At 71.0% G+C, this 21,818-nt stretch carries 22 protein-coding genes; 16 read left to right on the top strand and 6 right to left on the bottom strand.

What is annotated here, in order from left to right:
- Positions 1-152: 152 nt before the first annotated feature.
- The 9 genes from ACIBA9_RS25495 (at position 153) to ACIBA9_RS25455 (ending at position 7,943) form a co-directional block, all read left to right on the top strand.
- Complete coding sequence (locus tag ACIBA9_RS25495; protein WP_399366424.1) at positions 153-797, top strand: HAD family hydrolase; 645 nt, start codon at positions 153-155, stop codon at positions 795-797.
- Between the two features lie 92 nt (positions 798-889).
- Entirely contained in the window at positions 890-1,627 is a 738-nt protein-coding gene (locus tag ACIBA9_RS25490; protein ID WP_399366422.1) for a VC0807 family protein, read from the top strand.
- Between the two features lie 82 nt (positions 1,628-1,709).
- Positions 1,710-2,927, top strand: coding sequence for an MFS transporter (locus ACIBA9_RS25485; protein WP_399366420.1), 1,218 nt, complete (start codon positions 1,710-1,712; stop codon positions 2,925-2,927).
- On the top strand, positions 2,878-4,050 hold the full coding sequence (locus tag ACIBA9_RS25480) for an acetoin utilization protein AcuC (RefSeq protein WP_399366418.1): 1,173 nt from the start codon (positions 2,878-2,880) through the stop codon (positions 4,048-4,050). The genes ACIBA9_RS25485 and ACIBA9_RS25480 overlap by 50 nt, the downstream gene beginning before the upstream one ends.
- 139 nt (positions 4,051-4,189) lie before the next feature.
- A complete protein-coding gene (locus ACIBA9_RS25475; protein WP_399366416.1) occupies positions 4,190-5,005 on the top strand; it encodes a phosphatase in 816 nt (271 codons plus the stop codon).
- A gap of 129 nt (positions 5,006-5,134) precedes the next feature.
- Entirely contained in the window at positions 5,135-5,344 is a 210-nt protein-coding gene (locus tag ACIBA9_RS25470) for a helix-turn-helix domain-containing protein (protein WP_362165604.1), read from the top strand.
- Positions 5,345-5,478: 134 nt separating this feature from the next.
- Positions 5,479-5,577: a 30S ribosomal protein bS22 gene (locus ACIBA9_RS25465; protein ID WP_003948845.1), complete on the top strand. Its 99-nt coding sequence runs from the start codon at positions 5,479-5,481 to the stop codon at positions 5,575-5,577.
- 219 nt (positions 5,578-5,796) lie between these two features.
- On the top strand, positions 5,797-6,858 hold the full coding sequence (locus ACIBA9_RS25460; protein ID WP_399366414.1) for an NAD-dependent epimerase/dehydratase family protein: 1,062 nt from the start codon (positions 5,797-5,799) through the stop codon (positions 6,856-6,858).
- Between the two features lie 14 nt (positions 6,859-6,872).
- Positions 6,873-7,943 carry a lysophospholipid acyltransferase family protein gene (locus tag ACIBA9_RS25455; RefSeq protein ID WP_399366412.1) on the top strand — a complete coding sequence of 357 codons (1,071 nt, stop codon included), beginning with the start codon at positions 6,873-6,875 and terminating at the stop codon, positions 7,941-7,943.
- 87 nt (positions 7,944-8,030) lie between these two features.
- Here ACIBA9_RS25455 and ACIBA9_RS25450 read toward each other — a convergent pair whose 3' ends face one another.
- The 3 genes from ACIBA9_RS25450 to ACIBA9_RS25440 form a co-directional block, all read right to left on the bottom strand.
- The gene (locus ACIBA9_RS25450) at positions 8,031-9,266 is read right to left on the bottom strand and encodes a DUF5667 domain-containing protein (protein WP_399366410.1); all 1,236 of its coding nucleotides are present in this window, start codon (positions 9,264-9,266) and stop codon (positions 8,031-8,033) included.
- 247 nt (positions 9,267-9,513) lie between these two features.
- Positions 9,514-10,293, bottom strand: coding sequence for an ECF subfamily RNA polymerase sigma factor, BldN family (locus tag ACIBA9_RS25445; RefSeq protein WP_362165600.1), 780 nt, complete (start codon positions 10,291-10,293; stop codon positions 9,514-9,516).
- Positions 10,294-10,806: 513 nt separating this feature from the next.
- Positions 10,807-11,736 carry an HAD family hydrolase gene (locus tag ACIBA9_RS25440; RefSeq protein ID WP_399366408.1) on the bottom strand — a complete coding sequence of 310 codons (930 nt, stop codon included), beginning with the start codon at positions 11,734-11,736 and terminating at the stop codon, positions 10,807-10,809.
- 137 nt (positions 11,737-11,873) lie between these two features.
- On the opposite strand from ACIBA9_RS25440, the gene ACIBA9_RS25435 reads away from it, so the two are divergent.
- From ACIBA9_RS25435 to ACIBA9_RS25415, 5 genes are all read left to right on the top strand, one after another.
- A complete protein-coding gene (locus tag ACIBA9_RS25435) occupies positions 11,874-12,146 on the top strand; it encodes a glutaredoxin family protein (protein WP_362165597.1) in 273 nt (90 codons plus the stop codon).
- A 281-nt stretch (positions 12,147-12,427) separates the two neighbouring features.
- Positions 12,428-13,192 (top strand): redox-sensing transcriptional repressor Rex, encoded by a 765-nt coding sequence (locus ACIBA9_RS25430; RefSeq protein ID WP_362165596.1) that lies wholly within the window; start codon positions 12,428-12,430, stop codon positions 13,190-13,192.
- Entirely contained in the window at positions 13,189-14,880 is a 1,692-nt protein-coding gene (locus tag ACIBA9_RS25425; protein WP_399366405.1) for a glutamyl-tRNA reductase, read from the top strand. Before ACIBA9_RS25430 ends, ACIBA9_RS25425 begins: the two co-directional genes overlap by 4 nt.
- A complete protein-coding gene (gene hemC, locus ACIBA9_RS25420; RefSeq protein ID WP_399366403.1) occupies positions 14,877-15,872 on the top strand; it encodes a hydroxymethylbilane synthase in 996 nt (331 codons plus the stop codon). The genes ACIBA9_RS25425 and hemC overlap by 4 nt, the downstream gene beginning before the upstream one ends.
- Positions 15,869-17,578: a uroporphyrinogen-III synthase gene (locus ACIBA9_RS25415; RefSeq protein WP_399366401.1), complete on the top strand. Its 1,710-nt coding sequence runs from the start codon at positions 15,869-15,871 to the stop codon at positions 17,576-17,578. The genes hemC and ACIBA9_RS25415 overlap by 4 nt, the downstream gene beginning before the upstream one ends.
- A 217-nt stretch (positions 17,579-17,795) precedes the next feature.
- On the opposite strand, the gene ACIBA9_RS25410 is transcribed toward ACIBA9_RS25415, so the two are convergent.
- Positions 17,796-17,975, bottom strand: coding sequence for a DUF397 domain-containing protein (locus ACIBA9_RS25410; protein ID WP_399366399.1), 180 nt, complete (start codon positions 17,973-17,975; stop codon positions 17,796-17,798).
- Complete coding sequence (locus ACIBA9_RS25405; protein WP_399366397.1) at positions 17,972-18,805, bottom strand: helix-turn-helix transcriptional regulator; 834 nt, start codon at positions 18,803-18,805, stop codon at positions 17,972-17,974. The genes ACIBA9_RS25410 and ACIBA9_RS25405 overlap by 4 nt, the downstream gene beginning before the upstream one ends.
- A gap of 118 nt (positions 18,806-18,923) precedes the next feature.
- Here ACIBA9_RS25405 and ACIBA9_RS25400 point away from each other — a divergent pair, with 118 nt between their 5' ends.
- Complete coding sequence (locus tag ACIBA9_RS25400) at positions 18,924-19,391, top strand: ATP-binding protein (protein WP_399366438.1); 468 nt, start codon at positions 18,924-18,926, stop codon at positions 19,389-19,391.
- Between the two features lie 265 nt (positions 19,392-19,656).
- Positions 19,657-20,637, top strand: a complete 981-nt coding sequence (locus tag ACIBA9_RS25395; RefSeq protein WP_399366395.1) for a helix-turn-helix domain-containing protein — start codon at positions 19,657-19,659, stop codon at positions 20,635-20,637.
- Positions 20,638-20,690: 53 nt separating this feature from the next.
- Here ACIBA9_RS25395 and ACIBA9_RS25390 read toward each other — a convergent pair whose 3' ends face one another.
- Positions 20,691-21,683, bottom strand: coding sequence for a phospholipase D-like domain-containing protein (locus ACIBA9_RS25390; protein WP_399366393.1), 993 nt, complete (start codon positions 21,681-21,683; stop codon positions 20,691-20,693).
- Between the last annotated feature and the right edge of the window lie 135 nt (positions 21,684-21,818).

The raw sequence follows: 21,818 nt of genomic DNA, 5'->3' as shown, positions 1-21,818 counted from the left end.
CGGAAGCTAAGCCTCACAGCGCCGATGGTACTGCAGGGGGGACCCTGTGGGAGAGTAGGACGCCGCCGAACAAATATTGGGAAAACCCCCGCATCGAAAGATGCGGGGGTTTTCTGCGTTCAGGGCCTATCGCCCTGTTTTATTGTCGACGCATGCGCTACGACCTCATCATCTTCGACAACGACGGTGTCCTGGTGGACAGCGAGCCGATCTCCAACCGGCTGCTGGCCGCCTCGCTGACCGAGCTGGGGCATCCGACGACATACGAGGAGTCGATACGGGACTACATGGGGTCCGCGATGCACCGGATCCACGATCTCGTGTTCGAACGAACCGGCCGGCGGCTGCCGGACGACTTCGACGACGTCTTCCACGCCCGCGTCTTCGCCGCCTTCGAGCGGGAGTTGCAGCCCGTGGCAGGTGTCGCCGGGGTGCTGGAGAAACTGGCCGCTGACGGAGTGCCGTACTGCGTGGCCTCCTCCGGGAGCCACGAGCGGATCAGGGTCGGGCATCGGACGACCGGGCTCGACCGGTGGTTCACCGAAGAGCGGATCTTCAGTTCGCAGGACGTCGGGCGGGGCAAGCCGGCCCCCGATCTGTTCCTGTACGCGGCCGAGCGGATGGGGGTCGCCCCGCACGCGTGCCTGGTGGTCGAGGACTCCCCGCTGGGCGTCCAGGCGGCCGTCGCGGCCGGGATGGACGTGTACGGGTTCACCACGATGACGCCGGCGTCCAGGCTCGCCGGGGCGAACCAACTGTTCACGACCATGGGTGAGTTGGCCGACCTGCTGGTATGACCCGAGCCATCGGCCGGGCCTGACATTTGTCACGCGGTCGTCCGGACGATCGTTCCTACCGGCCGGCCCCCGGCGCAGGCGATGCTGAGGTCATGAGGAAGAACACGGGGGCCCAGGGCCGGAACGACCAGCGCAGGCAGAATCCGAGCGTGCTGGACAACTTCAAGCCGCTCATCGTCGACCTGGCGGTGCCGCTCGGCTCGTACTACCTCCTCAAGGGCGGCTTCGGGATGAGCACCTTCGCCGCGCTCGCCTGGAGCAGTGTGGTGCCGGCGGCGCGGACCGTGTGGAGCCTGGTCAGGGAGCGCAGGACCAACGCGCTGGCCGGCCTCATCCTCGCCGTCAACGTCGTCTCGCTGGGCTTGAGTTTCGTCTCCGGCGACCCCCGGCTGATGCTGGCCAAGGACAGTGGGATCAGCAGCACCGTCGCCATCGGGATCCTGGTCTCCGTCCGGCTCGGGAAGCCGATGATGACCGCCGGTATGAAGCCGTTCCTCGTCAAGGGCGACGCGGCGAGGGAAGCCGCCTGGGAGCGGCTGGCGTCCGGTGCGGCGGCCGGATCCGCGGCCTTCCGCGGTAAGGAGAAGGCGTTCTCCGTCGTCTGGGGTCTGGTGCTGTTGACCGAGTGCGTCGCCCGGGCCGTGGGCGCGTACACCATCCCCGTGGACACCATGGTGTGGCTGGGCACGGTCATCATGATCGGGGCGATGGGAGTCGCCTTCGTGATCAGCGGCGGGCTGGCCGTCGGGCCGATGGAGGAGCTGCTCACCGCGGAGGCGGAGGCCGGGGCGGCCCCGGTCGAGGAGCCCGAGGTCGCCGTCGCCGCCTGACCTCCCCTCGTGGGAGAGCTGAATGAAACTCATCTTTGGCTCGATCTACCCACAGGTAGCCCGGGGCCCTACGCTCGCCGCCATGACTGATGTGCTGCGGCGCGGTAGGGCCTCGTTGGCGTTCGGCTTCTTCGCCCAGGGCGTCACCTTCGCCCTGCTCGTGACGCGCATCCCGGCCATCCAGGACCGGTACGGCATCTCCGACGCGCTGTTGCCGGTCTTCCTGGCCGCCGTGCCGATCCTCGCCGGCGTCGGCAGTGTGACCACCGAGCACCTGGTGAAGCGGGTCCGGCCCAGCAGGCTGCTGCGCTGGTCCCAGCCCGTCGTACTGCTGGCGCTGCTCGGAGCGGGAGCCGGCGGGCATGGGCAGCTGGCGGCGGTCGCGGTGGCGCTCGGCGCCTTCGGGCTGGCGGTGGGGGCGTTGGACGCCTCCATGAACATGCTCGGCGTCAGCCTTCAGCGCACGTACCGGCGCAGCATCATGCTCAGCTTCCACGCCGCGTACAGCCTGGGCGGGATTGTCGGGGCCTCGCTGGCCTGGGCGGGGGCGCACTGGCAGCTTCAGCTGTGGGTGTCGTACCTGCCGGTGGTGGCGGTGCTGCTGCCGGCCACGCTGGTGGCGAGCCGGTGGTACGTCGACGGGGACGCGGTGCCCGTCACGGCGGACGGTGAGCGGGGCGGGGGCGTCGTCTTCAAGCTGCTGCTGCCGCTGTGCCTGGTGATGACCTTCGCGTACATCGGGGACTCGACCGTCTCCAACTGGAGCGCGAAGTACCTCCAGGACGTACTGGGGAGTTCGGAGCAGCTGGCGACGCTGCCGTACAACGTGTACATGGTGACCACGCTGGTGGGGCGGACCATCGGGGACTTCGGGGTCCGCAGGTTCGGGGCCGCGGCGGTCGTACGGCTCGGGGCGCTGGTCGCGGCCGGTGGGTTCGCGGTGGTGGCGTCGGCGTCCGGCGCGTGGGTCGGGATGCTCGGGTTCACGCTGCTGGGCCTCGGACTGTGTGTTCTGGTGCCGCAGACGTTCGCGGCGGCGGGCCGGCTGTTCCCGGGGGCGTCGGACGCGGCGGTGGCGCGGCTGAACATCTTCAACTACGTGGGTTTCCTCGTCGGTTCGCCGTTGGTGGGGGCGGTCGGGGACGCCTGGAGCTACCGCGGCGCCATGCTTGTGCCGATGGTGTTGGTGCTGGTGACGTTGGTGTACGCCAGGTCGTTCGCCGCTCAACCGGACCGATACGGTGGCGGGCATGAGCGGCCGCGCACAGCTGATGTGGGACGAGGCAGTAACGGGCTATGACTTCGGCCCGGATCATCCGATGGATCCGGTCCGGCTGGAGCTGACCCGGAAACTGGTGGACGCCTTCGGGCTCGACCGGCGGATGGAGGTCGTCGCGGCGAAACCGGCGGGGGAGTCGACGCTGCGGCTGGTCCACCGGGAGGACTACATCGACGCCGTGAAGGCCGCGTCCGCCGATCCGGCGGGGGCCCTCGGGGCGTACGGGCTGGGTACGGTCGACGATCCCGCGTTCGCCGGGATGCACCAGGTGTCCGCGCTGATCGCCGGGCAGTCGGTGGGGGCCGCGGAGGCGGTGTGGCGGGGGGACGCCGAGCACGCCGTCAACTTCGCGGGCGGACTGCACCACGCGATGCCGGGGGGCGCCTCGGGGTTCTGCGTCTACAACGACGCGGCGCTGGCGATCGCCCGGCTGCTGGAACTGGGGGCCGAGCGGGTCGCCTACGTGGACGTCGACGTGCACCACGGCGACGGGGTGCAGGCGGCGTTCTGGGAGGACCCCCGGGTTCTGACGATCTCGCTGCACGAGCACCCGAGTACGTTGTTCCCGCAGACCGGGTGGCCGCAGGAGACCGGTGCGGGGGCGGGCGAGGGAGCGGCCGTGAACCTGGCCCTGCCGGCGGGGACCGGGGACGCGGGGTGGCTGCGGGCGTTCCACGCGGTGGTGCCGGAGCTGCTGGCCGACTTCCGGCCACAGGTGGTCGTCTCACAGCACGGGGCCGACACGCACTTCGAGGACCCGCTGGCGCACCTCGCGGTGTCGCTGGACGCGCAGCGGGCGGTGCAGATGGCGTGTCACGAGCTGGCGCACGAGTACGCCGGGGGCAAGTGGGTGGCGCTGGGCGGGGGTGGATACGCGGTGGTGGACGTCGTACCGCGGTCGTGGACGCATCTGGTGGGGATCGCGGCGGGGTGGCCGGTCGCTCCGGAGACGCTGACCCCCGAGGAGTGGCGGCGGCAGGTGTTCGCGCGGACGCGGCAGTTGGGGCCGCAGCGGATGACCGACGGCCGCTGGCCGGTTCAGTGGGCGTCGTGGGAGTCGGGGTACGACCCCGCCGACCGTGTGGACCAGGCCGTGCTGGCCACCCGGCGGGCGGTCTTCCCGCTGCGAGGGCTGCTGCCCTAGCCGCCCTGTGCGGGCCCGGCTCCGGCATGGGGCCGGTGTCAGGGCCGGTGCCGGGGTGTCGTCCGCCGCGTTAGGCCGACCGTGGGAACTTCCCCCGTTCCGGCCTCGCCCGCTACGGCCGTGCGTCACCATCGCACCCGTGTCGACCCGCGACGAGCTTCGTGCGCATCTGCTGGCCACGCGGCTGGCCGGGACCGTGCGGACCTCGCGGGAGGACAGCCTGCGGAGCTATCGGCTGTTCGCGGCCCGGGATCCGCGCGCCCTGATCGGGATCGATCCGCGGCGGCCGTGGGAGCAGCGGGACCTCCTCGCGCTGATGGCCGACAGATGCGGGGTCTCGGCCGATCCCCGGCACACGTCCGGTCCGGACGTGATCGACCCGGAGCGGACGCTGGCGGCGCTGGACGCCTTCGCGGAGCGGGTCGGCGGGGCGGCCCGGCGAGGCGCGCCCGTGCTGTTCGGCACCGGGCACCCGCGGCGGCTGCTCGGTTTCTACGCCGCCTTGGCGTACGCGCTCTCGGCGAGGGGGTGTGAGGTACTCACCCCGGCGCAGGGTCGCTGTGTCGACATATTGACCCGGTTCGGTCTACGCACGTACCGCCTCGACTACGTACGAGGGGTTGCCTTGGTGCGGGAACCGGCGGCCGAGCGCCCCGGTGGTGAGCCGGGTGTCCACAGCCATTCGCCCCTGCCGGTTCGGGTCGCCCTCGATGCCGCCGCGCAGTGTGGAGGGCCGCTCCCGGAGTTGGTCGTCGGGGACCACGGATGGGTCTGCGGCGCTGGTCAGCTGGGGTTTGAGGCGATCGGGCTGGCCGACACCGACGATCCCGCGCCGTTCGTGGGCGAGGCGGAGGGAAACGTGGCCGTCACCGTTCCGGTTGACGACGGGGCACGCTCCGATCACTACGGCCCACTCACCCGCTACGTGCTCAAACGAGCGTGTCTGTCACAGTAGGGCGGGGATCGGTGCACCTCTTCCCCACTCGCATCACCCGCCCCTACATTGGGGAGTGAGCGCGCAACGACGAAGAGTCACCGGAAGGGGAAGCCGGTGGCCGTCGAGTGCGGAAGGTTCAGGTGTGTCATGGCTGCAGGCGAGAGGCCTCTGAACGAGGTTCAGTTCCTTACCGTGGCGGAGGTCGCCACGGTGATGCGAGTGTCGAAGATGACCGTGTACCGGCTGGTGCACAGCGGTCATCTGCCCGCGATCCGGGTGGGGCGGTCCTTCCGTGTCCCGGAGCAAGCGGTACACGAGTACCTCCGCGACAGCTATGTGGGGGTGGAAACGGCCTGACTGGGCCGCCGCATGAGCCCCGGAGAACCCTCGATTACGACCTCGGCGCTCGGTTGGGTAGGCTAGCCCCTCGTAGGTCGTGTGGGCCCATGGCGCCCAAACAACCGAGTGATGAGAAGTGAGCGAGGGTAGTCGTGGGCTCTGTTATCAAGAAGCGGCGCAAGCGGATGGCCAAGAAGAAGCACCGCAAGCTGCTCAAGCGCACGCGCGTTCAGCGTCGCAACAAGAAGTAAGCGGCGCCGCCGAGGCGTGTACCTGTGGCCCCCCACCTACAAGGGTGGGGGGCCACAGGCGTGTTCGGGGGCCTCTCCCTCGTCACCCGGCACATTCCGATGGGGGACATTCGGTCACCTCGCGCATCGGGCGGTCACCCCAGCGCAACACCGACCCGCTAAGTTGGCCGCAGACGGGGAACGCGGGATACCGGTAACGCGGGAAGGAAGGCGCTGATCTTGGCGAAGGTCGTGCTCGTCACCGGAGCGGCCCGACAGCTGGGCGGCCGGTTCGTGCGGCGGATCCAGCGGGACCCGGAGGTCGACCGGGTGGTCGCCGTGGACGCGGTGCCGCCCGAGCACCATCTCGGCGGCGCCGACTTCATCCAGGCCGACATCCGGCAGCCGACCATCGCCCGGGTGCTCGCCGAGACCGGTGCCGACACGGTCGTGCACATGGACGTCACGGGCACGGCGCTGGCCGGCGGCAGCCGGGCCACGGTCAAGGAGACCAACGTCATCGGCACCATGCAACTGCTCGGCGCCTGCCAGAAGTCGCCGACCGTGCGCCGGCTGGTGGTGAAGTCCAGCTCGAACGTGTACGGCTCGGCGCCGCGCGATCCGGCCGTGTTCACCGAGACGACCCCGGCGAAGTCCCTGCCCAGCGGCGGCTTCGCGAAGGACGCCGTCGAGGTCGAGGGCTATGTGCGCGGGTTCGCCCGGCGCCGGCCGGACGTCGCGGTGTGCGTGCTGCGGTTCGCCAACATCCTCGGTCCGGCCGCGGACACCCCGCTCGCCTCGTACTTCGCCCTGCCGGTCCTGCCGACCGTGTTCGGCTACGACCCACGGCTGCAGTTCGTGCACGAGGACGACGTCGTCGAGGTCCTGCGGATCGCCTCGCACGAGCCGCGCCGGGGCACCCTCAACAGCGGCACCTTCAACATCGCCGGGGACGGCGCGCTGCTGCTCTCGCAGTGCTCCCGGCGGCTGGGCCGCCCCACCGTGCCGTTGCCGCTGCCCGCGGTCACCTGGGCCGGGTCCCTGTTCCGTACGCTGGGGATGACGGACTTCTCACCCGAGCAGATCCGGTTGCTCACCCACGGACGGGTCGTGGACACCGTCCAGATGCGCGAGACCCTGGGCTTCACGCCCAGGTACACGACGGCGGAGACGTTCGCGGACTTCGCCCACGGCCAGGGTCCCGGCCTGTTGCCGCCGGAGGCCCTCGCGGGGGCCGTGGACCGGATCGCCACGCTGGCCGTGCCGGGCACCGGCCGGCCCCCGACGCACAGCGCCAACTGAGGAGCGCAGCAACGATGGCGGACGCCAAGGTCATTCCCTTCGACGACGACCGCTCCCGCGGCGGCGCGGCCCAGCGCCCGGCGCGGCGCCGGAGCACGGGCAGCCGGCGGCGCGGGGCCGGTGAGGCCGGGGTCGGCGAGGTCCAGCCCCTGCCGGGCCGGGGGCAGGCGCGCGAGGATGGGACGGTGAGCCGCGAGCGGGAGTCGCCCGAGCCGCCGGACGCCGTGGGGCGGGACGGCCGGGACGACGGCCTGGATCGGCGCGTGGCGGCCGGGCTGGCCTTCCTGCGGCGCCGGCTGACCGGGGAGTACGAGGTCGACGACTTCGGCTACGACGAGGAGCTGACCGACCAGGTCCTGATGTCGCTGCTGCGGCCGGTGTACGAGAAGTACTTCCGGGTCGAGGTGAAGGGCATCGAGAACATCCCGGCCGAGGGCGGGGCGCTGATCGTCGCCAACCACTCCGGGACGCTGCCGCTGGACGGTCTGATGATGCAGGTCGCGGTGCACGACCACCACCCGGCCGACCGGCATCTGCGGCTCCTGGCGGCCGACCTGGTCTTCGTGCTGCCGGTGGTCAACGAGCTGGCCCGCAAGCTGGGGCACACCCTGGCCTGCGCGGAGGACGCGGAGCGGCTGCTCGAACAGGGCGAGCTGGTCGGGGTGATGCCGGAGGGCTTCAAGGGCATCGGGAAACCTTTCGGCGAGCGCTACAAGCTCCAGCGGTTCGGCCGCGGCGGCTTCGTCTCCACCGCGCTGCGCCAGGGCGCGCCGATCATCCCCTGCTCGATCGTCGGGGCCGAGGAGATCTACCCGATGCTCGGCAACGCGAAGACGCTCGCCCGGCTGCTGGGCTTCCCGTACTTCCCGCTGACGCCGACCTTCCCGTGGCTGGGCCCCCTGGGCGCGATCCCGCTGCCGACGAAGTGGACGATCCAGTTCGGTGAGCCGATCCCGACGGACGGCTATCCGCCGGAGGCGGCCGAGGACCCGATGCTGATGTTCAATCTGACCGACCAGGTCCGCGAGCAGATCCAGCACACGCTGTACAAACTCCTGGTGCAGCGCAGGTCGGTGTTCTTCTGACGTCAGGCGTCCGCCGCCGTCCACCGCGCCCACGACGATGGGGGCGCCCCGCTCGGGAGGGGCGCCCCCACTGTCGTAGGCGTGACGTCAGTTCGCGTCCTCGCCGTCGATGCCCAGGCCGGGCAGCAGGCCGGGCAGGAGCGGCGGAAGGGTGACGTCCGGTGCGCTCGTCGGGGGCTTGATGACGGACGGCGTACCGCTGCCGGTGCCGGTCTTCGGCGGGTCGAGCAGACCGCCGGTGTCGCCGCCGATGAGGCCGTCACCGCTGCTGCCGGTGGCCGGGCCGCTCGGGTCGCCGGTGCTCGAGTGCCGGCCGGCGGACGGGGTGCCGCCCGGGCTGCTCGGTGCCGCCGACCGGTGGGTGCCGGCTGAGCCGGTGGGCGACGAGCCGGATCCGCTGTGCCGCCTGCCGTCGCCGGGCTGGGCCGACGGCTGCGGAAGCAGGGACTGCAGCGGGGCGACCTCGTCGTCTATGGCGTCGAAGACCGACGACACCTGCTGTTTGACGTCACCGAGCTGCACGGGCAGCTTGTCGCTGAGCGCGCTCCACATCTCGCGATGGGACCGGGAGAAGGACGACAGCGCCTGGATGGGGCCCAGGGAGTCGGGGTCGGCCTCGTAGGCCGCGTGCAGCAGCCGGTGGCCCTCGGTGACGTCGTGCCGCATCCCGGACAGGGTGCGGCGGATCTCACCGATGGACTCGTGGTCGAGGTGCCCGCCGCGGCCGCGCTCCAGCAGCCGACGGGCTTCGCTCAGCCGGGTGGAGGCCTGGTCGAGGTAGTTCTGGCCGCGCTGGTCGTCGCCGTCGGCCAGGTAGTTGAGCTTGAAGTCCTCGATGCCGCGTTTGAGGCCGTAGAGCGAGTCTCCGGGCAGCGCGTGGGAGCTGGCGGCGGCGACCCCGCCGAAGGCCCCGGCGGCCACACCGACGCTCAGCCCGCCCGCGGCGAGCCCCTTGGTCAGCCTGGAACGCGGGCGGAGTTTGCCCAGCGGGCTCGCCCGGTGCGCGCCCTTGGCCCGGTGGGAGCGCTGTTCCGGTACCGACGCGTTCGCCGCCCCGGTCCCTTCCAGGAGCATGGCCTCCATCGCGGCCACCAGCTGGGCGCGCTGGACGACCTTGACCTCCGGGTCGAGCTGCGGTTTGGGCAGCGCGCCGAGACCCGTCGTCAGGGACAGCAGCGCGCCCAGCTCGGTCCGCTCCTCGGCGGTCGGCGGTGACTCCGCCGGTGCTGAGGACCGCTCGGCCGCCGTATCCCGGTCGGACTGCTCCTCCAGGGTCTGGGCGAAGGCGTTCGCCCGCCGGTGCGCCGATACGTTCGCGATCACTGGCGGCACCTCCTCTCGTCATGACGGTCGACTCCCCAGGGGGTCCTGAGGGTTGCACGCCCACGACCACTTCCACACGATCGAGCGATCAGGGTCGGCCAGGACGTGACCACAGGGAGCCTGTATCCCGCACAACGACTGGCGCGGCACTTGGGTTACGGACGGCGGAGGATCGGCTCGGAACGGGCAACGCGCTCTCACGCACCGTGAGTTGGACGTTGCCCTGTGTGGCGGCCCGGGGCCCCGATCAGCGCGCGTCGTCCGGCAGGAGCCGGGCGAGGGTGCGCACGGCACGGTACTGGAGGGTCTTGATGGCCCCCTCGTTCTTGCCCATCACCCGGGCGGTCTCGGCGACCGAGAGGCCCTGGAGGAAGCGGAGCGTCACGCACTCCTGCTGCTGCGGGTTGAGCCTGCGTACGGCGTCCAGGAGGGCGGCGTTCGACAGGGACTCAAGGACGGAGTCCTCCGGGGAGCGCTCGACCTCGTTGGCGTCCAGCATCTCGCCGGTGGTCACCTCGAGGCGGAAGCGGCTGGACTTGAAGTGGTCGGCGACGAGGTTGCGGGCGATCGTCACCAGCCAGGCCCCGAAGTCGCGGCCCTGCCAGGTGAAGGTGCCGATCCTTCTGAGGGCGCGCAGAAAGGTCTCGCTCGTGAGGTCCTCGGCGGTCGCCCGGCCGCCGACGCGGTAGTAGATGTACCGGTACACCGTGTCGCTGTACTGGTCGTAGAGGCGCCCGAAGGCCTCGGCCTCCCCCGCCTGGGCGCGTTCGACGAGGTCCATCATCCGCGCGCTGTCGCTGTCCGCGGCGGGGCGGCGGGTGGTGGCGGCGCCGGCGGAGCGCCCTCGTCTGCCGACCGCGGCGCTGCCGTCGGCCAGTGCGTAGCACGGACCGGCGGGCGCGGCGGCGGCGAAGGCGGGGATGGCGTACGCGGTCGGGACGAAGCCGCGCAGCGTCTCTTTGACGGTTGCGACCGTTGCGCGCAGCGTAGCCAGGCCCGAGGCGTCAACCCCGACGTGTGGGTACACGGGACTCCCAGAGGCAGAGCTTCCATCACGTGCAGTGCGGGACCGTTCACCCGTCGTAGCGACGGAGGGGTACCGGTTTGCGTCTGAGGAGAATAACGCTTCGTGCAGGCCCTGCTACACCGAGTTGCTCAAACTATCGATTGCGTCGCTTCTGTAGCCGATTGAGGCGCCATCAAGTGCCTGATAGTGATCGGTTGCTGAACGGAAAGCGGCGCTTTTCGGTGAAGTAGGGGACGTCTTGAAATGGCCGCGGCATAATTCGGGCGCGCGGGAAGAAGGCGGAGGAAGGCGGCCCGGGGCGTCGCAGGGGGCTAGGCCCTGTCTGACAATTCGCGTCTGCCGCGCGACGCCATGCACGCTCCCCCAGCCTTCGGCCGGGGGGACCCCCACTCGCCGCACCGGCCCCAGACCCGAGTACGTCCAGTACGAGGGCCTGGGGCCGGCACGGCGAGAGCACGCACCTGACGCCGCGCGGCCGCCCTTCGGGCGACGACGCGAATTGTCAGACAGGACCTAGCGACGCCGGCGGCTCAGGGCGATGGCGGCCGCGGTGCCGCCGGCGACCGCGCCGACGCCGGCCGCCGCCGGGATGCCGACCTTCGCCGCCTTGCGGCCCGTGCGGTAGTCGCGCAGCCGCCAGTCCTTCTCGTGGGCGTGCCTGCGTAGCTTGGCGTCCGGGTTGATGGCGTAGGGGTGGCCGACCAGGGACAGCATGGGGATGTCGTTGTGGCTGTCGCTGTAGGCGGCGCAGCGGGTGAGGTCGAGCCCCTCCGCCGCGGCCAGGGCGCGGACCGCCTCCGCCTTCGCGGGCCCGTGCAGCGGTTCGCCCACCAGCTTGCCGGTGTAGACGCCGCCGACCGATTCCGCGACCGTGCCGAGGGCGCCGGTCAGACCGAGTCGGCGGGCGATGACCTGGGCGATCTCCACCGGGGCGGCGGTGACGAGCCACACCTTCTGGCCCGCGTCCAGATGGGCCTGGGCCAGGGCGCGGGTGCCGGGCCAGATGCGGTCGGCCATGTACTCGTCGTAGATCTCCTCGCCGATCGTCTCCAGCTCGGCCACCCGGTGGCCCTTGACGATGGACAGGGCCGAGTCGCGGGCCTCCTGCATGTGCTCGGGGTCCTCGACGCCGGCCAGCCGGAACCACGCCTGCTGCCAGGCGAACCTGGCCAGGTCGCGGGTCTCGAAGAACTTCCGCTTGTACAGGCCGCGGCCGAAGTGGAAGAGCGCGGCGCCCTGCATGACGGTGTTGTCGAGGTCGAAGAAGGCGGCCGCCTTGTCGTCGCCGATCACCGGGAAGACCGGTTCCTCCGCGGCGACCCGCGCGGTCTTCGGTGCCTCCTGCGAGGACTTGCGGGCAGCCTCCGCCGAGGCCTCGCCTGCCAACACGCTCCGCGCCGTGGCGGAGCGCCTACGGGGGGTGAGCCATCCGAGAGCGGCCATGTCGTGAGCATAGCCAGTCCGTTCCGTGCTTCCGGAGACGAGAGGTGGGAAGGGTGTGAACTCTGCACGACCGCGTCGTCGAGGATGTGCGCGAAGACGACCGGAACGGGGGCGCCGAACGCGCGAGAATGGCCGGTATGACGCCCCTTTTCCGACGCAGGACCGAGCCGCGCGAACGGCTGGTCACCCTCGTCCGCAAACCCGGCTGCCATCTGTGCGACGACGCCGAGCTGGTGGTCGTCAAGGTCTGCGACGACCTCGGCGTGCCCTGGGAGCGGCGGGACATCACCGAGGACCCGGAGCTGCACGAGCGGTACTGGGAGCAGATCCCGGTCGTGCTGATCGACGGTGAACAGCACACCTTCTGGCGCGTGAACGAGCAGCGACTGCGCCGGGCACTGACCGACTAGTCCAAACTGGGCCGGAAAGTCGCTTAGGATCGACGGCAGATTGGTCTCGGGGGCGGGAATCGTGAGGAGAGTGTGCGGTTTTGCCCCCAGTAACGAAGGAACGTCGGTGCGTATGTGCCGGTTCCCGCCGTGGGTGCGAAAGGTGCGTGACCCCGGTCACTTCTGCCCGGCAAATCGGACACCATCTTTGTGCACGCGTTCACAAAGACATAGCCTGCTGTGGACGGGGCGGTCTGGGGACGTATGACCGCCTGCAGCCCCGCTCTACCCGCAGGAGCACCGTGGCAACTGGCCGAACACACCGACCGGCGACCCGTAGCCGAGGGATTCCCGAGGCCACCGTCGCCCGGCTTCCGCTGTACCTCCGAGCCCTGACCGCACTGTCGGAGCGCTCGGTCCCCACGGTCTCCTCCGAGGAGCTGGCCGCGGCGGCGGGGGTCAACTCCGCCAAGCTGCGCAAGGACTTCTCCTACCTGGGCTCCTACGGAACGCGCGGTGTCGGCTACGACGTGGAGTATCTCGTCTACCAGATCTCCCGTGAACTCGGTCTGACCCAGGACTGGCCGGTTGTGATCGTCGGTATCGGTAACCTCGGCGCGGCGCTGGCCAATTACGGGGGCTTCGCCTCCCGCGGCTTCCGGGTCGCCGCCCTCATCGACGCCGACCCCGCGATGGCCGGGAAGCCGGTCGCGGGCATCCCCGTCCAGCACACCGACGACCTCGAGAAGATCATCAAGGACAACGGGGTCTCCATCGGTGTGATCGCCACCCCGGCCGGTGCCGCCCAGCCTGTCTGCGACCGGCTCGTGGCCGCCGGGGTCACCTCGATCCTGAACTTCGCGCCGACCGTGCTGACCGTCCCCGACGGTGTCGACGTGCGCAAGGTCGACCTCTCCATCGAGCTGCAGATCCTCGCCTTCCACGAGCAGCGCAAGGCCGGCGAGGAGACCGCGGCCGGCGCCGGCGCCCGGCCCGCGGCCACCACCCGCCCCGACTCCACCGACCAGGGACCCGACGGGGACGTACCCGCCGTGATGCCGGCATGAGCCTTCTCGTCGTGGGCCTCAGCCACCGCAGCGCCCCGGTCAGCGTGCTGGAGCGGGCCGCGCTGAGCGCGGACGCCCAGAGCAAGCTGCTGCAGGACACGGTCGCCGCCGAGCCCGCCACCGAGGCCGCGGTGCTCGCCACCTGCAACCGCATCGAGCTGTACGCCGACGTGGACAAGTTCCACGCCGGTGTCGCCGAGCTGTCCACGCTGCTCGCCCAGCACAGCGGGGTCGGACTGGACGAGCTGACCCCCTACCTCTACGTGCACTACGAGGACCGGGCCGTCCACCACCTGTTCTCGGTGGCCTGCGGCCTGGACTCGATGGTCGTCGGCGAGGGTCAGATCCTCGGACAGATCAAGGACTCCCTGGCCCGGGCGCAGGAGCTGCACACCGCCGGACGCCTGTTGAACGACCTGTTCCAGCAGTCCCTGCGGGTCGGCAAGCGCGCCCACACCGAGACCGCGATCGACCGCGCCGGACAGTCCCTGGTCACCTTCGGCCTGGAGCAGCTGGCCGCCGGCGCCGAGGTCGCCACCTGGGCCGAGGGCAGGACGGCGCTGGTCATCGGCGCCGGGTCGATGTCGTCGCTGGCCGCCGCCACGCTCGCGCGGGCCGGGGTCGGCGAGGTCGTCGTGGCCAACCGCACCTTCGAGCGCGCCGAGCGGCTCGCCCGGATCCTGACCGAGGGCGACGACACGGCGGTGGCGGCCCGCGCGGTACCGATGGACGCGGTGCCGGACGAGCTGACACGTGCCGACGTCGTCGTCTCCTGTACCGGGGCGACGGGTCTGGTGCTCACGGCGGAGACGGTCGTGCAGGCGGTCGAGGGCCGCACCGGACAGGCCGCCGCCGAACTCCCCGACAGCGCCCGTACGACCGAGCAGCCCAAGGCGCCGCTGCCGCCGGCCGCTGCCGGCGACGACAACTGCCCGCTGGACCTGGCCGCCGTACAGCCCGGCTTCTCCGTCATGGGCGAGGCCGCCGTGGCCGGGATGGACGCGGCCACCCTCGAACAGCACGCGACGTGGGCCGCGGGCGGCACGGTGGACCGGCGCGAGCGCCGGAGTCCCGAGGCGGACGCCGAGCTGATCACCGCGCTCGCCGCGGCCGCGGCCACCTTCGGCCGCATCCCCGAGCACCGCAAGCCCGAGCCGGTCGCCGGGGTCCCGCGCCCGGCACCCCGCGTTTTCCTCCTCGACCTGGCCATGCCCCGCGACATCGACGCCGCCGTGCACCGGCTGGCCGAGGTGCGCCTGGTGGACATCGAGTCGCTGGCGGAAGCCTCCGCCGACGCTCCGATGGCGGCCGACGTCGACCAGGTGCGGCGTATCGTCTCCGACGAGGTCGCGGCCTTCGGGGCGGCACAGCGGGCGGCGCACATCACGCCGACCGTGGTGGCGCTGCGCACCATGGCCGCCGATGTCGTCGCCGGGGAGATCGCGCGCCTCGACGGCCGCCTGCCCGGCCTGGACGAACGCCAGCGCGGCGAGATCCGACAGGCCGTGCACCGGGTCGTGGACAAGCTGCTGCACGCGCCGACGGTACGGGTCAAGCAGCTCGCGGCCGAGCCCGGCGGTGCCGGGTACGCGGACGCGCTGCGCACCCTGTTCGACCTCGACCCCGAGACGGTTGCCGCCGTCTCCCGGGCCGTGGACAGCACAGACGAGAAGGACCGACCGGCATGAGTGAGAAGGCTTTGAGGCTGGGGACAAGGCGCAGCAAACTCGCCATGGCCCAGTCCGGGCAGGTGGCCGAGGCCGTGAGCCGGGTGACCGGACGGCCCGTCGAGCTGGTCGAGATCACCACGTACGGCGACACCTCGCGCGAGCACCTGGCGCAGATCGGTGGCACCGGCGTCTTCGTGACGGCGCTGCGCGACGCGCTGGTGCGGGGCGATGTCGACTTCGCGGTTCATTCGCTCAAGGACCTGCCGACCACGCAGCCCGAGGAACTGGTCCTGGCCGCCGTACCGGTGCGCGAGGACCCCCGGGACGTGATCGTCGCGCGGGACGCGCTGAAGTTCACCGACCTGCCGCGCGGGGCCCGGATCGGAACCGGCTCCCCGCGCCGCATGGCCCAGCTGAACGGATACGCCCGCGCCCACGGCCTGGACATCGAGACGGTCCCGATCCGCGGCAACGTCGACACCCGGATCGGATACGTCCGGGACGGCGAGCTGGACGCGGTCGTCCTGGCCGCCGCCGGACTGAACCGGATCGGCCGGATCGACGAGGTGACCGACTTCCTGTCGGTCGACACGGTTTTGCCCGCCCCCGGCCAGGGGGCCCTGGCGATCGAGTGTGCCGCGGACCACGCGGAACTCATCGCGGCGCTCGGCGAGCTCGACGACCCGTTCACACGGGTCGCCGTGACCGCCGAACGGTCACTGCTCGCCGCCCTGGAGGCCGGGTGCAGCGCCCCTGTGGGCGCGCTGGCCGACCTGTCCCCACTCTCGGCCCCGCTCGAGCGGGGGAACCCCCGGGTCGGCATGCAGATTGTCAAGGAAATGCGCCTGCGCGGCGTCGTCGGCACGACCGACGGCACTCGTACGGTGCAGCTGTCCACCACCGGTTCCGTGCCCCAGACGCATGAGCAGGCGATGGCACTCGGTCGCGAACTCGCCACCGAAATGCTCGCCCAGGGCGCGGCCGGTCTGATGGGGGAGCGAGCACTGTGAGCCCCACCACCCTTCCCGCCGGTCCGGAACACGGGCACGTCACCTTCCTCGGTGCCGGACCCGGGGATCCGGGACTGCTGACCCTGCGCGCCGTGGAGGCGCTGTCGAACGCGGACGTCCTGGTCGCCGAGCACGAGGTGCTCGACGTCATCCGGACGCACGCCCGACAGGGCGTCTCCATCGTGCCGATGGACGCTGACTCCTCCTCGGTGTCACCGCCTGGCACGGGCACGCCGCAGCTGACGGTGGTTGACGGCACGTCAACACCCGTCGCTGCCCCGACCCCTGCCAGGGATGCCGCTCATCTTGTCATGCAGGCCGCGCGGGGCGGCAGGCGGGTCGTCCGTGCGGTGTCCGGGGACCCGGGACTTGATACGTACGCGGCCGAGGAAATGCTCGCCTGCGCCGCGGCCGGTGTGCCCTTCGAGGTGGTACCGGGTGTGGCGGCCGCCGTCGGTGTGCCCGCGTACGCCGGTGTGCCGCTGCGCGACCCGCAGGGCGCGGACGTCCGGTTCGTGGACGCCCGTACCGCCTCCGACCGCTGCTGGACGGAGGTGGGCGCCTCGGACGGCACGGTCGTCGTCTCCACGACGCTGGACTCCGTGGCGGCCGCGGCCGGCGAGCTGGTCTCGGCGGGCCGCAAGCCGGACACCCCGCTGACGGTGACGATCGCCGGTACGACGACCCGCCAGCGCACCTGGGCGGCGACGCTCGGCACGATCGCCCAGACGCTGAAGCAGGCGAAGGTGCTGCCGTCGCCGGACGGCGGCCGGCCGGTCATAGCCGTGGTCGGTGAGCGTTCCGCAGCCGCCCAGCGCGACCAGCTGTCGTGGTTCGAGTCCAAGCCGCTGTTCGGCTGGAAGGTCCTCGTGCCGCGCACGAAGGAGCAGGCGGCCTCGCTCTCCGACCAGCTGCGCTCCTACGGCGCGGTGCCGCACGAGGTCCCGACGATCGCGGTGGAGCCCCCGCGCACCCCGCAGCAGATGGAACGCGCCGTCAAGGGCCTGGTGACCGGCCGCTACGAGTGGATCGCCTTCACCTCGGTGAACGCGGTCAAGGCGGTGCGCGAGAAGTTCGAGGAGTACGGCCTGGACGCCCGTGCCTTCGCGGGCATCAAGGTGGCCGCGGTGGGCGAGCAGACGGCCAAGGCGCTGGTCGCCTTCGGCGTGAAGCCCGATCTGGTGCCGAGCGGTGAGCAGTCGGCCGCCGGTCTGCTGGAGGACTGGCCGCCCTACGACCCGGTCTTCGACCCGATCGACCGCGTGTTCCTTCCCCGCGCGGACATCGCCACGGAGACCCTGGTCGCCGGTCTGATCGAGCTGGGCTGGGAGGTCGACGACGTCACGGCCTACCGGACGGTGCGCGCCTCGCCGCCGCCCGCGGAGACGCGGGAGGCGATCAAGGGCGGCGGTTTCGACGCGGTGCTCTTCACGTCGTCGTCCACCGTGCGCAACCTGGTGGGCATCGCCGGCAAGCCGCACAACGTCACGGTGATCGCGTGCATCGGCCCGGCCACGGCGAAGACGGCCGAGGAACACGGTCTGCGGGTGGACGTGATGGCTCCCGAGCCGTCCGTGCACAAGCTGGCCGAGGCGCTGGCCGCCTTCGGTCTGAAGCGGCGGGCCGCCGCGCTGGAGGCCGGCGACCCGGTCACCCGGCCGAGCGAACGCCGCCCGGGGGCGCGAAGGCGCCGGTCCACGACGTAGTCCTGCTCAGCGGTTTACGGGGCAACTCCGACGCCCCGCCGTCCCTGCACTCGGGAAACGGCGGGGCGTTCGCGTGGGGCACGCACCCCCCCAGGGGGCCAGTTTTCATCAGCCCGACCGCGGATCATGGCCCGAGTGCTGCGTCTGCTGCGCAAGCACGGCTATCCGCCGGGCAAGCGGCCTGCGGCGATCGGGCGAGGGCACCTTCGCTGGTGTGTCAGCGCCCGGAGGCGTACGGCAGGAAGGTCGCCCACGCGTCGGGGGTGAGGGCGAGGCGGGGGCCGGTGGGGTTCTTGGAGTCGCGGACGAGGATGTGGGTCTCGTCGGGGGTGGCCACCTCTACGCAGTCGGGGCCGCTGGACGTGCTGTAGCTGCTCTTTATCCACTCCAGCTTCATGTCTCTCCAAGCACTTTCTCGATGAGGGCCGTCGACTCCCCTGGGCTGAGAGCCTGTGCCCGGATGATTCCATACTGGATGTCCAGGAGTTGCACCTCTTTGGGCTCGGTGATCACACGGCTGATGTGCACCACCTCGGTGTGGCCAACCGTGGTGCCGTCCTTGAGCCGGAGCAATCTGAACGGTCCGTCGAGTCCCGAGTTCTCCTCCCGGCGCAAGGGCAGCACCTGGAGATCGACATTGCGGAACCCGGCAACCTCCAACAGTCGTTCGAGTTGTCCGCGTATCACCATCTTGCCTCCGATGGGCCGACGGAGCGTCGACTCGCACTGCACAAAACTGAAGACAGGGCGGGCCGTGGTGTCGTTGACGATCTCCTGCCGTGCCACGCGGGCCGCTACCTGCTGCTCCAACTGGTCGGCGGTGAAAGGTGGGCGGCGGGCGCTGAGCACCGCCCGTGCGTACGCCTCGCTCTGCAACAACCCATGGACGACGGAGTTGTTGTACGCGCACAACTCGACCGCATCCGCCTCCAGCTTCTTCAGGTCCCGCACCTTCTTCGGATACCGGACCTCTGCCAAGTCCTTCTTCATGGCGGCGATCCTCCCGCCAGCGTCCAACGCCTCGTCCGCCGCGTCCAGGTACTCCGGCCGGGGAATCCGCCGCCCCCGTTCCACCGAGGAGACCAGTTCCTCCCCGTACCCGATGGCCTCCCCGAACTCGGCCTGGGTGAGGCCGGCCGCCTCCCGCCACAGCTTCAGCTGCCGTGAGACCGTCCGGATCACCGCCCCGGCCTCGTCGTCGTCCAGCTCCGCATCCCAGTCGCTCACCTGAGCCGTCCTCCCGTCACCACTCACCCCGTACGGCCCGGACGCACCCGGACACCGCACGGACAGCCTCCGTCCGCACGGGCTGCCCCTCTTCACAGGCTAAGCACGGGTGGACACGCTGAGTGACGTGAACGAGCGAATCTCCACCCTCCACATCGCGGCGCGCCAGTTCTGCGTGCCGCTCTCCTCGACCCGGCGCGGCGCCCGCCTCGGCCGGCTGCTCGCGACGGAGCAACTGCGCTCCTGGGGGACGCCGTTGGATCCGGCACGGCTGATCGTCGCCGAGTTGACGGCGAACGCCGCGCTGCACGGCCGGGTGCTCGGGCGGGGCTTCCGGCTGGCGCTCGCGGTGACGGCCGAGGGAGTCCTGCGCATCGAGGTCACCGATACGCGTGGCGACGCACTGCCCGTTGCGCAGGCCGTCGCCCCGGGGCCGGCCGAGTCCGGCTACGGACTGCTGCTGATCGAGGAGTTGGCGGACCGCTGGGGCGTGCGGCAGGGGCCGGTGCCGTGCAAGACGGTGTGGGCCGAAATCGATACGGCGGGGCCATCGGCCCACGTCGCACCGGAGCCGGGGAACGCGTGACGCGGTGGCTCCGCGGCCGGGGCTGCGGGCCGTAAAAGACCTAAGAACCCGGGGAAAAAAACCAACCAACCAAACCAAACCCCGTGCAGGTCACTCGCGCGGGTGAAACGGGTCGGTCCGGCTGGCGCAGTGGCGGTTCGGGCGTGCAGTCTCAGCCCGGGGCATATGCGCCTCGTCGCTTCACAACCCCACACATGCATCGGCCCCCGCCGGGACTGGCATCCCAGTGCGAGGGCCTGACCATCGAGGAAGAAGGACCTTCCCCATGGCTGAGAAGAAGCCTAACGCCGCCCTGCGCCCGATTCAGGATGTTCGGCGATCCGCCACCCACTCCGGTGTCACCCACGTACGCACGTACCAGTCCGGACACTACGTGGTCGTCGGCAACCACCTCGCCCAGCACCGCGAGCTGTCGCTGACCGCCATCGGACTCGCGACCCACATCCTGTCGGTGCCCGAGGGCACCCCGGTGGACATCCGGACTCTCGCCGACCGCTTCCCCGAGGGACGGGACCGGATCGCGTCCGCGCTGCGCGAGCTGGAGGCGCACGGCTATCTGGCGCGGGTCCGCGAGCACACGGAGTCGGGCCGCCTGGTGACGCGGACGTACGTCCACCACACACCTGCTCCTGCCGCAGATGCCGGTTCTCCCACACCGCTTCGTCTCGCCGGGCGCCCGCCCCGTACCCACGACCGTCGGCCCATGGCAGGTACGGACGTCCAGGCAGCACCCGAGGAGGACGACCAAGTCCCTCCCCAGCAGCCGCCCGAGCCCGAACCGCCCGCGCCCACGTCCACCCCGACGCCCACGCCCACAGCGAGCGGGCCACGCGACCCCCGGTACGACCGGGCCGCAGCCCTCCTCGCGGGCCTGCGCCGTACCGACGACCGCCTCATCCTCTCCCAGCGGCAGGTGGACCGACTCGCTCCCACCGTCACCGCGTGGTTCGAGGCGGGGGCTACGGAGGCCGCTGTTCACCACGCTCTGAGCACCGGTCTTCCCGTGCACATGCCGCACCCGGCCGGTGTGCTCGCTTATCGGCTCGACGCGATGCGGCCGGTACCGCTCCCCCCGGGTCCCGTAGCCTCGCCGTCCACCGCGAAGCCGGTCGGAGCCGGCGGTCGGTCCGCCCCCCTGCAGAACTGCGACGGCTGCGATCGCGCCTTCCGCGCCCCACACCCCGGCCGCTGCCGTGACTGCCGCACCGCTTGGACGGTGCCAGAGGAGCGTGTGTGCGTTGCATGAGCCTGTTGAGCGGCAGGCGGGTATCGGTGGTGTTCGCCTGCCGCTCGTGGAGGTCAGGCCCCCGTACCGCCCGCATAGTCGCCGTTGAACGTCGTCTCGACCGTCTGGGCGACCGGCTGGGCCACGCCCGTGCCGGTCAGGATGATGCCCAGCTCGCGGTTGTTGCTGAGCGAGTTGCTGCTGATGTTCATGGAGCCCGCCTCCACCTCCTGGGTGGACAGGCCGTAGTCGGCGACCATCGCCTTGGCGTGGATGTAGAAGCCGTTGGGGTCGGAGTAGCCGACGACGGTGCCGCCGGCGGCCTTGACGGCGGAGACCTCGCTGGAGTAGCTGGAGGGGTTCTCCAGGACGACGCGGACCTTCACACCGGCCTTGGCGCGGGCGACGATCGCGTTGACCACCGTGCTGTCGCTGAACTCCAGTTCCTCCACGTCCAACGTCTTGGTCGCGGAGTTGATGAAGGACACCAGGCGGTTGCGGGAGTCGGTGGGGGACCACAGCAGGTGGTCACCGTCGGTGGGGGTGACGGACGTCGCCGTGTAGTCGGCGTTGAAGACCTTCTCGATGGCGGCGACGTCGCGGGTGTCGTCGGTGAAGACGCCGTAGTCCCGGCTGGTCGTGTAGTACTGGGACGTCAGATTGCCCGTCATGACCAGGGACTTGACGCCGTCCACCGTGATCGTCTTCTGATGGGTGTAGACGAAGGCCGAGGACGACCAGACCACGCCTATGCCCGCGTTCTTCAGGGACGTGTACGCCGGGTTGTTGGCGCCCTGGTGCTGGCGGTCGAGGATGACCCGGACCGTGACGCCCTTGTTCTTCAGGGCTATGAGGTCGTTGACGGCTGTGGTGTCCTCCAGCTCGTACATGGTCATGTCGAGCGTGCTGGTGGCCGAGTTGACGAAGTCGTAGATCGTGGGCTGGCTGCCGGTCTGGGAGAAGGCGAACGCCGAGTAGCTGGCGGCGTTCGCGGGTACGGCGGTGACGGCGACGGCGGTGCCGGCGGCGACGACGACGGCCGCACGGGTGAGGGCCTTCCGCAGCATGCGTGACTCCTGGGGTGAGCACCGGGAGGGGGTGGCGCGTGCATGACACCACGCGCGTAGAACGCTGGGGAGGACGGAGGATCCAGGGATGCCCAGGGGAGCGCAAAGACTTCGTATCCGCGCGCCGTTATGCCC

Source organism: Streptomyces sp. NPDC051452 (assembly GCF_044454765.1).
GTDB lineage: Bacteria > Actinomycetota > Actinomycetes > Streptomycetales > Streptomycetaceae > Streptomyces.
This window is presented reverse-complemented; position numbering and strand designations above follow the sequence as displayed.